This is a genomic window from Phaeobacter sp. NW0010-22, from assembly GCF_040365955.1.
Taxonomy (GTDB): domain Bacteria; phylum Pseudomonadota; class Alphaproteobacteria; order Rhodobacterales; family Rhodobacteraceae; genus OMPR01.
On sequence record NZ_BAABWT010000016.1, the window covers coordinates 1 to 17606 of the forward strand.

The window sequence follows — 17606 nt, forward strand, 5'->3', positions numbered from 1 at the left end:
TACGAGTTGGACGTAACACTGGATGCCCCACCTTCATTGACCAGAGCTGAAGACAGCAGCGGTGTTGGCGTAACTTTGGATCTTGGCATTCAGGTTGCAGCAACGGATATCGATGGGTCTGAGAACAGCACGTCCGTTGAAATCCAATTCACCGTCCTGCCAAGCGGTGCCATGTTCTCAACGGGGCAATTCGATCCGGCAACAGGAACCTGGACTGGTAGCATGGTGGCCGCCAATGCGCTGAACCTGACTTTGCCCGAAGACTACTCGGGCACGATCCAAAGTCAAATCACAGCGATTAGCCCCGAGGGACAGGTCAGCACCGATCAGGTGATCGAGATCACCCCGACAGGCGACATTGCCCTAGATGTTGAAGAATTGCGTACCCAAGAGACCGATTCCCGCACCATCGTAACCCCATCGACTGTTTGGCAGGTCAGCGTGGATGACAACGACGGGAATGCCCCATTCGAGATGATCGAAACGGTTTCCATCAACTTGGCTGACCTACCGCCGAATGTACTGGTGTTGAATGTTCCTGCGAGTACCTATTCTTATGATCCGGCAACGGGTGGTGGCCTGAACTTTACTGGCACCCAAGCCCAGTATCAGGCACTGCAACTGTCTTTTCCAACCGACTATTCCACCGAAAGCCCGACCGCGGACGGGTTGGTGCTTACGGGCACTCTGTCGGCGACATCCACCGAAGATTCCAGCGGCGTCAGTGCTCCCGTCGTTCTGCGGATAACACCCGAGGGTGATGTGGAGATCGACGATACGCTGCCAGACACTGTGCCGGATGAAACGAATTCAAGCACGTTGATTACACCCTCTGATCTATTGCAGTCAGCGGTCACTGATATTGACGGTTCCGAGGTGCTTGAAACTCTGACACTCGTGATTGAAGGGTTGCCGGCCGGGGCCGACGAAACCTCGCTTGCGATCACCGTGCCAACCGGCGCCAATCTGAGCTTTGTGACTGATCCTGTGACAGGCGCCAGAACACTGACATTGGTCTTGGACGCCGCGAGTGTTGGCGACGTGGCCGCTGCCTATTCGGCATTCAACTTTACCTTGCCTGCCGATTTCTCGACTGCAAACCGATCAGATCTGACGGATGGGTCAGCTATCCTCCCCCTGACCTTCACCCTCGAGGTGCAAACCGACGAAGACCAAGACCCGGCAACCGATACGCCCACGGACGGTACAGCCACAGCCTCACGAATAGTAGATATCGGATTCGAAGAGGATATTTCCCTTGTCGCTCCCCTGCGGATCACGGCGCAAGAAGATGACGGGAACACCGGTGACCCCGATTTGGGTGTTGATGTGAATTTGGAGATCCAGATTGATATCACGGATCAGGATGGATCCGAAACGGCCGACCCCAGCGACCCGAGGTTTGCAGCACAGGTCAATATCCAGATGTTCGGACTTCCAGCAGGCACCGGTGTCAATGGTGGCACCCTGACGGGGACCACCTGGACTGGCACCGTGGCCCAGGCGAACGATCTGATCTTGTCCCTGCCACCAAATTACAACGGTGAAATCCTCAACCTGATCACCGTGACAACACCGGAGGGTGTCGAGAACACGGTGCAGGGTGTCATCGTATCACCAACGCCGGATATCATCATCGAAGGTGCTGTGACTGTCGATGAAACCGATAATGTTGTCGAGGTGATGCTATCAGACTTCATCGACATCATCGTCGACCCGAGTGAAACGATCTTAAATCTGACATTCGATCTTGATGGGCTGCCTACCGGCACCGAAGTTGTGGACGGGGGCGGCAACCCGATCGGCACGTTCACCGACAATGGCGATGGAACTTCAGATTTTCTCTACATCTACAATGGTTTAGGAAGTATCGCCTCCGATGCTATTGTTCGGTTGCCAAAAGACTATTCCACCACGTCTCCAACGCAGAACCTATTTGCCGGGATCTCGGTCACGACCAACGAAGGAACCGTTGCGCGTGATGTCCCGGTTACAGTACGCGAAGAAGGCGATCTGGCGATCGGGGATGGGAGTTTTGATCTGGAAGAGACCGATGCACCGGTCACGTTCCGTCCGGCGGATCAGATCACACCGACAGCGACAGATATGGACGGCTCGGAATCCGTTTCGCGGGTTGCCGTGCTGTTCAATGCACTGCCGTCTGGCACGCGGTATTCAATTGATGGTGGGGCGACCTTCCAGGACGCGCTGCCAACATTGCAATTTGTTGGAACGCTGGCTGAATACAATAATCTGATCATCGAACTGCCGACGGATTACTCGACCGAGAATCCGGCAACAACACTGACTGGCTCGGTCTTTGCCATCACCGACGAGGGCGGCCTAGGCCGCGGCGATCTCACAGTGACAGTTGACGCAGAGGGGGATTTGGCACTGAGCGGCCCGGGTCGATTGGACTTGATCGAGAATGACGCTCCTGGCAATTTCGACGAAGACAACACGGCAACTGCGCCCATTGATGCGCGTATTGCGGGTGCCATTTCGGCCTCATCCCCAGACGCAGATGGCTCGGAAAGCATTGCGACCGTTGATGTCTCTGTTTCAGGCCTGCCTGATGGTACACAATATTCGACCGATGGCGGCACGACCTTCACCCTTGTTCCTGCTGGACCAACATTTGTCCTCAATGGTTTGACCGACGGCGAATACAACGCCCTTATCTTGCGCTTGCCTAACGATTTCTCGACAACCACAGACATCACGGGCAGCGCAACATTCGCCACTGACGAAGCCCTTTTGGCAGGTGAAACCGATGTTGACGGCACCGATGGGGTCGAAACACGTGATTTTGTGATCACCGTTGCGTCGGAGCAGGATGTTGTCATTGCGGCCCAGGACATCACGGTGATCGAGGATCTGGGGGCTTTCATTCCCTTCAACCTGAATGCGGCTGTCACTGACATCGATGGGTCTGAGAGTATCACCGCAATCACCGTCGATTTCACTGGGCTACCGGCAGGGAACACGGTGCTGACAGATGGTGTGATCGTCAACGGTCCCGCCGATAGTTGGACTGGCTCCGTGGCCGAGCTGCAGGCGCTTGGCGTGGTCTCGTTCCCACAGCACTTCTCAGGTATTGTGGGGGTGACAGTAACGGTTCAAACCGACGAAGGCACGGCCGCCGGAACGTCCGAGAGTTTCGATCTGAACGTGACACCTGTTGCCGAGCCGACGTTGGTCCTTTCGGTTGATGACAGCCCCGGAAGCGTAGATCGGATTGCTGACGGAAATTATCTGGTCGACGAAGACAGTTCGTTCCTGATGATTTTTGACGCGCAGACACCAGACCGCGACGGGTCAGAACAGTTGACGACCATCGTGGTCGAAAACCTGCCAGCAGGCTGGGTTCCAAACACAAACGGGAATGTGGATTTGGCCCTGTTTGAACAGGGCGCAGCGCAGGTATCATCTGCAACGATATCCGGCACGACCCTTACAATAACACTCAATGGCAGTGTTCAGGCATTCATGGGCGCACTCAGGGTCACACCCTTGGCGGATGACGATCGGGATGCCGCAACGATTGTGGGCAACGACCTCGTCGCGACAGTCACATCGGTCGATGCGGCCGCGGGTCTTCCGTCAGACACGCAAACGGCTCAGGACGATCTGGATATCGATGTCGACGCCATTGTTGACCCGATTGACTTCACGGTGGCCAACTCTCGGACGAACGAGAACATCGGAGGCGCAAAGCGCATCAACATTGAGCTCAGCAATATTGCCCTGCAGGACAATGATGGGTCCGAAGTTCTGCAAAGCCTCTCGCTGAGCATCGCAGTTGCAACGGAAAGCGACAGCTTCGACCCGTCAAACACCAATGATCTTCTTCTCGAAGTGCGCAACAAAGGGCTGGCCTCAAAGGTTCAAATTGTCCAGGCCGGTTCCACCCTAACGAGTGTGGATTACACGATTACACCGCTTCCAACCACTAGTGCTCTGGATTTTGCTGCGGCACTTGATGACCTAAGAATCGAAATTCCCCAGCATTTCAGTGGTGTTCTGACCCTCGACGGGACATTGGCTTGGAACGAAACGACCACCGGAGATGTCGAGATCGATACCAGCGACAATTTCGCGACCTCGAACTTCCAGATTATCCAAACAGTACGTCCACGCGCTGAAGCGGAACTGACGGCTTCGGTGTTTGTCCGAGCATCGGATGAAGTGGCCGATGACAGTCCGCAGATCGTCAGCGCGACGATCAAAGATGGCTCGGTCAGTGGGGATAAGATCCTGACGCTGCTGGAAAGCACCGCAGATGGCAGTGGCCCCGGACAGGTCGACCTATATGTCGGTTTGGATGTCTCGACACCCGACACGGACGGTTCAGAGCAGATCGAATCCATTGTGATCTCGAACATTCCGACAGACTGGGTCACCGACCATCTCAGCGGTACAACCCTGCAACAATCAGCGTTTTTTCAACCTGACGGTGGTTTGCCGTTGACGCAGGCGACATATGACCTGATCGACAGCGCCACCTATGATCAGGCAACAGGCGACCTTACGATCAGCTTCGTGCCCGATGTCACGTCCTTCGAAGCATCACTGCAACTGCGACCTTCGCTCTACGAAGATTACGATGTCGACCGACAGACCGGCGATCCGTTCTCATCGGTCGGTGATTTCTTTGGCGACGACCTGAACATCGAAGTTTCGGTCTCGGACGACAACACCGACGAGGTGCGCAATGCTCAGGCGGATGCGACTTTTGATGTCGACGTCGATCCAGTCAACAACATTGCGGTCATCCTGACACTGCCACAGGGCAACGAACAGGTCATCGACGACGCGGGAGGTGTCTGGCAAATCCCGTTCGAGCCCATCATCCAAGACAACGATGGCTCAGAGTCCGTCACTGCCGTGGTTATGCGCGAAGTGCCCAATGGCGTCACCGTTTATGTCGAAGACCCCAGCGATCCGGGCGGCGCAAAAATCCCCGCCCTGCTGACGGATGTGAACGTGCCGCCCGGATTCAACTCGTGGAGCCTGGAGAACGGCAGCTGGCTCACCGCCGAGTTGCGTGGCATTCCTACTCACTACGCGGGTGACTACCCGCTCAAGATCGATGTTGTCACAACAGAGTCCGATGGTGGAAATACTCGAATCACGACGTTGGATAAGGTACTGCACGTTGACCCGGTGGTTGATGGTGGCGATCCATCCGAAAGTTTCAGTGGCGAAGAAGACACGGCACTTGCCGCGCCTCTAGACGGGAATATCATTGACAACCTGAACAATTCACCTGGTTCACCCGAAGCAATACTGGGCGTTATTCTGGTTTCAAACATTGTACCTGATTCCTTTGGCCGACTACCAACCTTCTTCGTCGGCTCGCCTCAAGCTGATCCCGTGGTCCCCGGCAACTACTACAATGCACTTCCGATCGGCAATAACGGCGAATTGCAGTTGTCTCCTGCGCAGGCTGCGGCGCTTTGGGTTCTACCCGGACAGGACAGCAACGAAACGATAAGATTTGACGTAACGCTCGTGTATTATGAGACGATTGATGCCACTCAAACTCAGACTGCCACCGGGACAGTACAAATCGATGTAGTGGGAATTGCCGACGACCCGATCATCGAAGTACAGAATCCCGATCCAACCGACGATCCGAATTCAGGCATCACTGACGATCAGATCGACGACGCCTATCGTCCAACCGAAATCGTTGATGGCATAGCCAATGCGGACCGCGTCTATGGGTATGCAGGCCGGGACAGCTCACCTTTCACGCTGAACGCGCGGATCCGTGACATCTTCCTTCAAGCCGGTCCAATTTCGCCAGACGCCCTGTTCCGTCCGGCAGATCCGATTGAAGGCCGGATGACCGAGATCACCTTTGCCGGTGGTCAGTTCGATGGATCCGAGACGCTCTACTATCTGATCACCGGCGTCGATCCCAGCGTGTCCTTCCTGGGCGCGACCCCTGTGGATGCAACTGGCGAGTCGTATATTGTCACCGCAGATCAGCTTGCGGCATTGGAATTTGTTCCAACCAATGTCTCCGAGGTCACATATTACGACATGACACTCCACGCGATTGTCGTTGAGGATGACCAGCCGCTGGACGGCCTGATCGGTACACCCGAAGAGGTGCTGGCGCTGATTAATAATCTGCCCGGCGGCTCGGTAATACCCATGGACTTTACTGTTCTTGTCGTTCCGGCGACGGGCAATGGCCCGGACCCCTGTGAGCCGGAGCAGGATCTGCCGCTTCCAATCCTTGAACTGGTGGGCAGCGGTGACGAAGACACCGTGATTGAACTCAAGATCAAGATCACACCACAACCGCCATTCTATGACTCGATTGACGATCTAGTGAACTTGCCCAACGGTGTGGCCGGAGACTTCGGAATCGGGATCGAATTGCCGCCTGGATCCTCTTTGGCGACCGATCCACCGGGCGGGGCACTTTTTGATCCGGTTACTGGATATTGGGTCATCGACCTGTCCGTTCTGGGTGTCGATCCCACTGATCCGACACAAACCGAAGGTTCCTTACTTTTCACGCCACCTCCGCATGAATCAAGCCCCACGAACCCGTTCGATCCAGCTGACACCTTTGGTCCGGACGATCCCTATGACGAGCTTGATTCGCTCAACTATTCGATGATCCTGAACAATTTCACCTGCGGGACATCGGACTCAGGAAGCAGCACATTCAGCCTGACTATCAATCCTGTTGTCGACCCGCCAGTAATCCGACTGACCGGAGGCCGGTCTTTCGATGAGGACACGGCGTTTGACCTTGGCCTATCGATCACAAGCCCGGATGGCGGTGAACGTCCAGGAGATACGGTCCAGATCGAGCTTGAAACCTCCTCGGGGGCGCAATTGCTCGATGAAAACGGCGACCCGTTGACCGGTACGGATATTGGTGGTGGTCTCACCCGTTACGATGTCGATTTTGATGACATAGACAATCTCGGTCTCCAAGCAGCCCAGCATTATAGCGGACAACTAAACATCCGTATCACTGCCAGCAGCGAAGACATCAATGGGGATACCGCGTCGTCCACCTTGACCCAAACGCTTCAGGTCATCCCGGTTGCCGATGATCCGTTTTTCAACTTCGACGATACAATTCTGGACCCCGACACGGGCCAGCCCTTTGTCGACGAAAGCGGAACGGTACCGATCATAACCGCAATCGAAGACATTCCTTTGAACCTGAGCCAATTCATCGAAGCAAACACACCCGATCAGGATGGTTCAGAGGCGATTGCCATCGTCCTGGCCGGTGTACCAGACTATCTGAATGTCACCGGGCCGTCGAACAACGGCTTCATCGATAACGGGGACGGGAGCTATACGATCTCGGAAGCAGCCTTCTCGCTTGTTTCCATTCAATTGAAAGACGATCACGCGCGGACACCGGACTCTCTGGACCCTATACTGCCAAGTGAAATTCCACTCACCCTGACAGTGAACACTCTGGAACTAGCCAATTCTGATCAGGCAACGGGAACGCAGGATTTCATTTTGCGGGTTCGTCCGGATGCGGATACGCCGGTACTGACGGCCAGCATTGACCCCACTACCGGCGTCGAGGACTCTGGTGACCTATTTACACTGACACTGTCAGGTGAGACGCCGGACCCACATGAGACGATGAGCTTTGAGATTGCTGTACCAGCCGGCGGCAAGATCTTTGTTGATGGTGTCGAACAACCGGTCGTCGGGGGCGTCGTTACGCTGAGTGCAACGCCGAGCCCAACCGTCAACCCGTCGATCAATCTCGGATTTGCACCGGCCGGTGTGGTAACATTCCTAGCACCGCCAGACTTTGGTGGCATGACATCGCTGGATGTCACGGCCATCACAACAGACGCCGACGGGATCTTTACTGACAGCGAACGCACCCCGACCCAATCCCTGGATCTGGATATTGCGGTTGCATCTGACTTGGTGTTCAACGTGCTGGACCCGGATGTAGAGCTGGATGAAACCGACGCGATCGTGACCCACGATCCCGCCGGAGATTTCGATATTCAGGTTACGGATACTGATGGCTCTGAAATGGTCGACAGCGTCACCTATACGATCACTAGCGTTCCGGATGGCATGGCCTATCAGGTTGGCTCTGCCCCTGTCGTACCAGTGACCGGCGATCTTGCCTTCTCGGGCAGCCTTGTTGATTTCCAGCAGCTCACACTGATCTTCCCACAGGACTACGCCACTAATGGCACGCCTCTGAATGGCATGATCAATGTCACCACCAACGAGGGCGGCAACGAAAACGGTATCTTTACAATCGACGTGGACGGCGAACTGGACCTGTCGGTCCTCGTCGACGTACAGCCCGATGCCGCTCCGCAAACCGGCACCCCCATCGTTGTCGATTTCGGGATCACTGCCACCGTTACGGACGTTCAGCCCGTACCTTCAGAAACGCTGGACGAAGTGGTGGTTCAGTTCACCGACCCCTTGCCCCCGGGCACGACTGCTTCGGCGGGCACGATCAACGGGGATCGGCTGACCTTAACGCGCGGATCAACATCACCTGCTGACTTTGCAGCACTCGTGGCAGCGTTGTCCATCACCTTGCCCGGCACCTATGCCGGTGCACTCGAAGGAACAATAACCGTCTCTACCAACCACGGCAGCGGCACGCCCGACGCATTCCAAGTTGCGATCAATGATCAGCCGGACGTCAGCGGCCCGGTCGATATCAGTTCGACTGATCCAAGCTTTACGATCTCGTTCAACGAGCTGTTGGCCAACTCAACCGATCCCGATCAGCCACTAACAGTTGAAAATGTTGCATCGAGTGATCCGCTGGTTGGTCTGAACGTCATCGGGTCCACCGTATTCGTGACTGTGCCGAACGCTTATGTCGGCACGCCGACGTTAACTTATGACGTTGTTGACAGCAGCACCGTTCCGGCACGCTCGACTGCCTCTGCAAATCTAGATATCGACACCCTGCAAATGGAGCCAAACGGAACTCACTCCGGACCTGATGGTGTCACGCGAGATCTGATGGACAATGTCACCGGCGCGATTGGCGGTACTGACATAGCGCGCGGGAGCAGCGGTGATGATGCCGTGATTCTAAACCTGACGACCCCCTACACCGAGATCGAAGGGTTCGAGCTGCAAGGAGGAACTGACTTTGTTGATCTGAGCAATTCAACCCGAGATTTCACGATCGATCTGGGCAACGGAGACGATTGGGGCGTGGGCGGCAACGGCAACGATGTGCTGATCGGCGGTGCTGGTGCGGACACGCTGGAAGGCGGTGGCGGAACCGATGTATTCACCATCACAGACCTTGGGTCAGCGGATGTTATTCTCGATTTCGAAGAACCCGTTGGCTTCATTTCCCCAATTGGTATCGACCAAATCGATCTGACTTCTGTCGTGACGCTGACACTCGGAGAAGATCTGGCCGACCATGTTGGTTATGATAACTCGAACGGAGAGTTGGCGGTGGACGGGTCCCTAGCAGCAACAGTCAATGCCGACGGAGGTGGATTCGCTGACGAAATCGAGGTGATCTTTACCAATGCCATCGGTGCTCAGGAAACTGCCATTATCTAACAGCGCGCGGCCTTGACCTGCGGATCAGCACACTGGGAATTATCTGCGAGGCCCGTACATTGGAAGGCAGGGTGTTCTGTCGAAACGATCTCTGGCTGCTTCCAACCGCACCCGGCTTCAACGCTCTCGCATGGCCTCAAGCCGAGCTTTACGGAATGGCTTCAGCAGATAGTCCAGAACCGTCCGTTCGCCGGTCTGGATATCCAGCGACGCCACCATACCCGGGCGGATCTCGTAACTTTCATCGCCGCGGATCAGTACATTGCTTTTTGTTTCAACGATAATCGGAAAGTAAATCTCACCCGTCGCTTCGTCCTGCTGGGCGTCAGCACCAACCCGCATTACCTCGCCATCCAGCGCCCCATAGATAGTGAAATCAAAAGACGTGAGCTTCACGCTCGCGGGCAACCCGGAATAGACAAAAGCCACGTCCTCGGGACGTATTCGCGCTTCGACCTGCAGGCGGTCATCCTGAGGTACGATCTGAAGCAACTCTTCCCCCGGAGCGACCACAGACCCGATAGTGTTGATGTTCAGAACAGAAACGATTCCGGTGACAGGCGCGCGCAAAGCCGCGCGCGACACCACATCGCTGGCGCTTTTGATGCTTTCCTGAATCACGCTGATCTGGTTGAGCGTGTCCGATCGCTCGACACTGATTTCGGCTCGCCGCTGGAGTTTCAACTCCTCAAGTCGAGCCTCGGCTTCGCGCAAAGCGGCGCGGGCTTGCTCACGGCGGCTGACCAGCGAGTCCTGATCCTGCCGCCTGCCAGACAATTCCCGTTCTATGGGAATGATCTGCGCGCGTGGAACAACTCCGCTTTCGGCTTTGAGCTCGATCTCTTCTTGCAGCAATGCGATGCCCTCTGCAACGCGTTTCAAGTTGCCTTCGGTCTCTTCGATTTCGCGCTGTCGCTGGTTCAGCTGAGCATCGAGTACGGCACGCTGACCAAAATAACTGGCGGTTCGACTATCAAAAATTGCAATTTCGCGCAGTGCTTGCGCACTGTTCGGGTCAATATTTGTTGCCTCAAAGCTAAGTGCAACTGCGCCGGCCAGTTCTGCCGCCAGGCGCAGCCCACGTATCGAAAGCGCGCCCAACTGCGCATTCAACTCTCCAAGCGAGGCAGAGGATCCGGTATCGTCGATGCGGATTATGATCTGACCAGCCTCGACAAGATCCCCTTCACGCACCAGAATATCGCGAACAATGCCGCCTTCGAGGCTCTCAAGAACCCGCGCCTTACCCGAAGGAACGACACGACCCTGAGCCCGGGCTACCTCTTCGATGCGTGCCTGCGAAGCCCAGACCACCGCTGCGGTCACCAATGCGATGACCACGATAAGCAACAGTGTCAACAGTCGGGACGACCGACCCATTCTGGCCGCGTCCTGTCCCTGGGCGAACTCCCGTATCTTCCAATCTTGCCCATTCATGCCTTCGACGCCTTGACCGAAGCGAGAACCTGATCCCGCGGCCCATCCATTCGAATCTTTCCATCTTCAAGAATGATAACCCGATCAACCAAGGCCAACAGGCTGGTTCGATGCGTTGAAACCACCAACGTCATAGGTCGCTGCCGCAGAATTCGCTTGAGCCGTTCGACAAAGAACTGCTCGGTCGCCGTATCCATCGACGAAGTAGGCTCATCCAAGATGAGAACCCTCGGCTTGGGCAACAGAGCCCTCGCAAGCGCCACCATCTGCCTTTGTCCGCCGGACAGATTGGCCCCACGTTCCGCGACCGGCATGGCAAAACCCATCGGGTTCTTCGCCGCCAACCCATCAACACCGGTCAATCGGGCGACCCTCAGAACGTCTTCAACCGTGGCTTGCGGCATCCCAAAGGCGATGTTTTCCGCTAGTGTTCCAGAAAAGAGAACCGCATTTTGGGTAACCAACTGAACATCCCGCCGCAAGGTAGCTGGTCCTAGCTGTGCAATGTTGAGACCATCAAGAGTGGCCAGCCCGTCGGTCGGCCGATAGAGACCTCCCATCAGACGCACAAGGCTGGTTTTGCCCGCGCCAACTGGCCCGATCAGCCCGATACTCTCTAGCCCCACCGTTTCAAACGACACCTCCTTCAGCGCCGGCACTGAAGCCCCAGGATACTCGAGCGAGACATCCTTGAAGGCATATGCACCCTGCTCGATCCGAGCATTCAGTACGGTGTTCGCCGTTGGTTTTTGCGAAGGGCTTGCCATCAAAGCGTTAAGACTACGCAGGGTCGAGAAGGCAAAACTTGCCCGGACAAACAATGCCGCCAAAGACGCGGTCGGCGCCAACGCGCGCCCGGACAAAATCATCGCAGCAATAACAGCCCCCATAGTCAAGCTACCTTCGAGCGCCAGGTAGACGCCGATGATCACAATCCCAATACTTGATGCCTGCTGTGCCAACCCGGTGACTGTGGTCGAAAACGTGGCCAGCTTTTTGCTGCCCTCATTCACACGAGCACTTTCGGCAACGTGCTTTTCCCATCGCGATTGCATCCGCCCCTGCCCTGCGATCGACTTAAGTGTTTCCAACTCGGTCAATGCCTCTACGGCGACTGCATTCTTGATGCCGGTCGATTGTCGGGATGCATTTGTTGCGCCGCGTAGCGGCAGCATGATGAACGCACCCAACACAAGCACTACGGCCAGTGCTATGGCTGGTGGATAAGCCAACGGGCCGCCAAGATAGGCGATCACCGCAATGAACAGCACACTGAAACACAGATCTGTCAGCGTCGCCAATGTTTGCGACGAGAAAAAGTCGCGAACCTGTTCGTAGTCCTTGAGCGTATTGATCAGGGCCCCTGCTGGTTGCATGGTTTGCTGAAGCTCAAGGTCGGAGAGATGCCGAAAAATCGAGGCGGAAACCGCCTGATCCACGTTCCGGCCCACATTGTCGACCACCGCCGCGCGGATCCATTTCAAGATCGCATCGAAAATCAATGCAACCCCTACCGCAGCGACCAGCGACCAAAGTGTTGTTATCGCCGCCGTCGGAAAAACCCGATCATAGACATTCATTGTAAAAATCGGAACCGCAAGTCCAAGCAAATTGACCAGTACCGACGCCAGCATAACTTGAAAATATTCGGGCCAATATCGAGCCGCGACACTCCAATACCAATGCCTGGGGGCTGTGACAGTGTCCAGAGTACCGCCATTTTGCGCCGCATCAGACCGTACCAACAGCGCATGACCCGCATAAGCCTTCATTAGTTCGTCGCGAGGCATTTCAATCGGTTCATCTGATCGTGTCGGCCATATGACACGAAATGATTCGGGCCCACCCTGAAGCAGAACGCAGGCTTCGCGATTGCGCAAAAACAAGATGGCAGGCAAAACTCCTTCAGGCAACGCGCTCAGTTTGCGCTTGGTCAGATGCGCTCGAAATCCATGCTCTTCGAGAGCCGACACTGCCAGACCCGGAGTGAGCAATCCGTCAGCCGGCAGGGGCACACCTGCCAGAACCCCCTCAACACCCAGATCCTGCCCGTTCAACCGCGCACAGACCGCCACAGCCTGAGCCAGCGGATCTGAGGACATGCGCGCAAAATCCCACTCTTTCACCATGCGTGTGGACGGCTTTACCGATCCCTTTTGGGCTACAGGTCTTATTTGAACGCGAGGGGTCGTGTCCGTCTGTTTACCAGAGTCAGATATTGCGCATCTCCCGCATCAGGCACCGATCTATTTGTCGACCGATTTCCGCCAGTTGTTGAAAGAATTCGCATCAAATTGACGTTCGCCGCTGACTTCGCTCAAACCCGGGGCTCCGACCTGATCCCGGGCATAGGGTGCAGCGTCTTCGGGTGCTTCCATACCCAATGTGGGCAGCAGGACTCCAATGGACGCCAACAGGCGATATTCGACATAAGTTGCCAAGCTGCGGGCATTGATCAAATTGGCTTCGGCCTGAAACAGCGCGCTTTGAGTGTTCAGAACATCTAAGAGCGATCGATTGCCTACGAGATACTCGGCCTCATAAGCCTCGCGCAGTTTACGCGACAAACGCGCTTGGCCTTGAATAGTAGTGAGGCGCCGCCTAGCAGACCTGAGAGTGGACCAGGACTGGCGTACTTCGCTCTCGACCCGGCGTGTTTGCGACAGAAGATGCGATCGGCTTTCATTCACCCGACGCGCCTGCTCCTGGCGCTCTGCACGTTTGCGGGTGCCTTGAAATTCATAGCGCATCACCACACCAACGCGAAAATCCTCCCGATCTCCTATAAACCCACCTACATCTTCACCTGTCCGTCCTTCGGCCTCAAGATGCACAGTGGGGTATTGGTTCGCATTGGCACGTCGAGACAAGGCTTCGGCTGATCCAACATCTGATTGCATGAACTTGATGACGGGATTTACTGAACGTGCGCGACCGACCGCCAATTCAAGCGAAGCGGGCACTGCACTTGAAATCCCAGGCAAATTCTGAAGCGCTTTGGCCTCGACCCCAACAGTTTCCAGGAAAAGTGTCTTTACGTCTTCGAGATTGAGCTGAAACTCTAAAATGATGTCCTCGGCCAGATAGACACGTTCTTCACCTTGCTGCAGGTCGCCAATTCCAACAACACCGCGATCATAGCCAGTCTTAAGGCGACCATAAACGTCCCTATGATAGGCAAGGTTGTTTCTGGCGAGAGAAAGCAACGACTGCGATCTCAACACATCCGAATACAGGCGAACTGCTTCCAGAGAGAGAACTTCGGATCTTTCGAGCACACGAAACGCAGCACCGTCAATCCGGTAAGCCTGCCGCTCAATCTCAGATCGCGTTCTGAAACCATCAAACAACATCTGCGAAATGCGTCCCGTAACCTCAAAGCCATCAACCGATCCCGACGCCGCACCCAGATCCGGCGAAGCTGTCCCCCGGTTCTCGCTTGTCCCGGCCCAGGCCTCGAATTCGATACTTGGCGCATAGAAATTCCGTGCCTGCTCGAGCTCAAATTCGATCGCCTGTTTGTTAGCCTCGGCCGCCTTAATATCCGGGTTCGTTTCCAAAACGAACAAGATCGCGTCCTTCAGGGACAAGGCGTCAGCCCTTTGAGCTCCAAACACTGCTGCAGTCACGCAGAGCGCACATGTCACTGCCTTAAACACAGAGAAATCCCCTGATTGAAAAATCTAATACTCATTCTTACAATCTACACCGAAAATCACCACGGAACATAAGTCCGGTTTCGATTACTTGAATAAGTCAGGCACGTTGTCCACAATACAACAATAGTTAATTTCAAAATCTGAGGAATTTCGATGCGTTTGACCCTGATACGCCTTAGCGCCGCAGTGATCTCGATACTTTTTCCTTCGCTTCTTGCTGCCCAGCTCATGGGGACGGTCAATTTCGACTTCGACTCTGACCAACTGGATGCCGAGTCAAGGCAGAAGATTCTCGAGATCGCAGAATCACTCAAATCAACCGAAAGCTACAAACCCACCGTGATCGTGGGATACACGGATGCCGTGGGCGGGTCGTCCTACAATGACAACCTCGGACTTCGCCGTGCCGAAGCGGTCGCAAGCGCACTCAGAGCAGCAGGCGTACCAGTCGATCGGGTTGGCAAAACTGAAACACGAGGTAAAAATGAACTCTTGGTTTCAGTCTCGACCCCTGAGCGATTGAACCGTCGCGTGACCGTTGGCCTCGAAGACATTCTGGCGGCGTGCCGCAGCTATCGGGAAATACCCCTGAACACCTCAGACGTTGGCGATGCGTTGCAAACCGATCTCGTGACGCGCGTGCAAGAAGCCACCAGCTACTACGGCCAATTGACCAGCAGCGGCGGCAATTCTTCGGCCTTCCAGATGGCGGGAGCCGCGCGCGCGGATTGCGAACAGGCCGTCGGCTTTAACAGGGATGCAATTCGCAAAGTTGAATACGCAAAAAAATGCTTTTGCAGTTCAGCCCGAATGCAAGTCGCGCTGGGACTTATCCCAGCCAATTGAGGTCAGCCATAGCGACGCTCTGGTGACATACCACACTGCTTTGTTGCACAAATTTTATGAAGAAGGCCTTGGCGGCGAAATTTTTATAGCGAATGCGTATCCCACTCAACCATTGCGCCAGTAATGAATGTTTTCATGCATAATACGTCCGCCTTCTGCGAAGAGGTCGTTAGGTTCTGGACCTATTAGTTTTGTTGCCGTCATCCCGCCTGCGTGTTTCATGCCCGTGAGTTTAAGGGGTATAATATGAGCAATCTATTCTGGCTAACTGATGAGCAGATGGCGCGGCTTCAGCCTTACTTTTCAAAGAGCCATGGTAAGCCAAGGGTTGATGATCGACGCGTGCTGAGTGGGACTATTTTATTCAACTGCAATGGGTTACGTTGGTCCGATGCGCCGCATGAATATGGTCCGCCCAAGACGCTATATAATCGATGGAAGCGGTGGAGCGATATGGGTGCGTTCGCTCGGATCATGAACGGGCTGGCTGCAGAAGGAACCGATCAAAAGACCATCATGTTTGACGCAACCTACCTCAAAGCGCACCGCACGGTTTCCAGCCTGCGGTTGAAAAGGGGGGGCGTGGCAGGCTGATAGGGCGCACCAAGGGTGGCATGAATACGAAACTGCACGCCGTTACTGACAGTCTGGGACGCCCCATCCGCTTCTTCATATCCGCTGGGCAGGTGAGCGATTACACGGGCGCCAGGGCTCTGGTGAACAGTCTGCCATCGGCTGACTGGCTGCTCGGAGATCGAGGTTATGACGCAGATTGGTTCCGCGAAGCCCTTAATGACAGGGGAATAAAGCCCTGTATCCCAGGTCGAAAGTCACGCGACAAGCCTGTCCGGTACGACAAGCGCCGCTACAAACGACGCAACCACATTGAGATCATGTTCGGACGCCTGAAGGATTGGCGGCGCGTCGCCACCCGATATGACAGATGCCCAAAGGTATTCCTCTCGGCCATCGCTCTCGCTGCTACAGTCCTATTCTGGCTGTAAATCAATGAGTCTGGAGCTTAGGTCAGGCGCAGGTCCGCCGTGAATTTCGAACGCCCCGGTGGAAAAATTCACGTCAATTCTGCTGTGACCAACAAGGCCTGTAGAGCCTGACGCATCATTCACGCCATAATCGAAAGAAGCCATAGGTTAACCCAATTCCATCATTTTTCTGCAAAGCGACTCAGCGTTTTTGGCCGATTCCAATTCGCTGACTAATTCAGTTTTGATCGGTAGATTCTTGTATTCCCATACCGGTCCGTTTGGGTCGTCGAATCCTGGTCGTCGGCCGCCGATACGAGAAAATTCGAACGGTCTGTTTTTTTCGTTGTTGCTGTCAATCAATACTTCAATGAAACAGCGGTCTCCATTTTCAAATTCTGCCAGTCCAGTAAGTTAAATCCTTCGAACTTCAGATTTGCATTTCTGATTGACTCACTTCGACCAGCGGTGCGTGCTAATCCGCTAGATCCTCTGTAACAAAGCTCAGGGCACTGTTGATACACAGATAGAACTGCCGCCATATGAGGTGAGGTGGTTCTGTCAGGTAATACAATGGATCGTGCTTTACTTGACGCTGAAGCGAGGGCTACAAACTGCGAGTTCATTCTTGAACTATACTGCTTTGAGGGTTCGACGGAAACACCACCACATCCCGCCAGGGTAATGAAAGCTAGAAATGGTATTCGCATGGGCATCTCCTATTTTCGCCCTAATTGGAAGAATCAAACGCTTCGGTCACCATGCTTTCCCACTATCTTAGAAAACACAGTGCTCGGCGCTGAAATCAATGAACAACTCTATTAGAGGCTGAATTTATATCACTTTCCACTCTTCTTAGAGCAATGGATCCTTCGGCCTTTTTTTTCAACTGCCTGTATTTCACGCTGCGCCTCGGAGGGGACTATGTTTTGGTAACTGAAGCCCTACAGAACTCTGGGAGAGCGACGCTGTTGCTCGGCTATTCAATGTTGCTGATGAGGCACAGTGTTCAATCGCCTCCGTTTGCTTCCACAGTGCTTCCAGCGCCTGAGCACAAATGCAGAAATCCACCCTGAGGTGGCTGTTAATATATTGATATATAAGGGTAAAG

General features: G+C 54.8%; 6 protein-coding genes. 3 read left to right on the top strand and 3 right to left on the bottom strand.

What is annotated here, in order from left to right; all coding sequences use genetic code 11:
- Positions 1–36: 36 nt before the first annotated feature.
- Positions 37–9570: a cadherin-like domain-containing protein gene (locus ABWV33_RS22305; protein ID WP_353333938.1), complete on the top strand. Its 9534-nt coding sequence runs from the start codon at positions 37–39 to the stop codon at positions 9568–9570.
- Between the two features lie 117 nt (positions 9571–9687).
- Here the strand turns inward: ABWV33_RS22305 and ABWV33_RS22310 are convergent, their stop codons facing one another.
- The 3 genes from ABWV33_RS22310 to ABWV33_RS22320 all read right to left on the bottom strand — a co-directional run bounded on the left by ABWV33_RS22310 (position 9688) and on the right by ABWV33_RS22320 (position 14597).
- Positions 9688–10950: an HlyD family type I secretion periplasmic adaptor subunit gene (locus ABWV33_RS22310; protein ID WP_353333940.1), complete on the bottom strand. Its 1263-nt coding sequence runs from the start codon at positions 10948–10950 to the stop codon at positions 9688–9690.
- Between the two features lie 53 nt (positions 10951–11003).
- Complete coding sequence (locus ABWV33_RS22315; protein ID WP_353333942.1) at positions 11004–13109, bottom strand: type I secretion system permease/ATPase; 2106 nt, start codon at positions 13107–13109, stop codon at positions 11004–11006.
- Between the two features lie 144 nt (positions 13110–13253).
- Positions 13254–14597, bottom strand: coding sequence for a TolC family protein (locus ABWV33_RS22320; RefSeq protein WP_251134205.1), 1344 nt, complete (start codon positions 14595–14597; stop codon positions 13254–13256).
- Positions 14598–14819: 222 nt separating this feature from the next.
- Between ABWV33_RS22320 and ABWV33_RS22325 the strand changes: the two genes are divergently transcribed.
- The gene (locus ABWV33_RS22325; RefSeq protein WP_353333944.1) at positions 14820–15512 is read left to right on the top strand and encodes an OmpA family protein; all 693 of its coding nucleotides are present in this window, start codon (positions 14820–14822) and stop codon (positions 15510–15512) included.
- Between the two features lie 246 nt (positions 15513–15758).
- A protein-coding gene (locus ABWV33_RS22330; protein WP_353333946.1) for an IS5 family transposase occupies positions 15759–16516 on the top strand; the annotation gives its coding sequence in 2 pieces (ribosomal slippage) (positions 15759–16080 and positions 16080–16516; 759 coding nt in all).
- Positions 16517–17606 lie beyond the last annotated feature (1090 nt).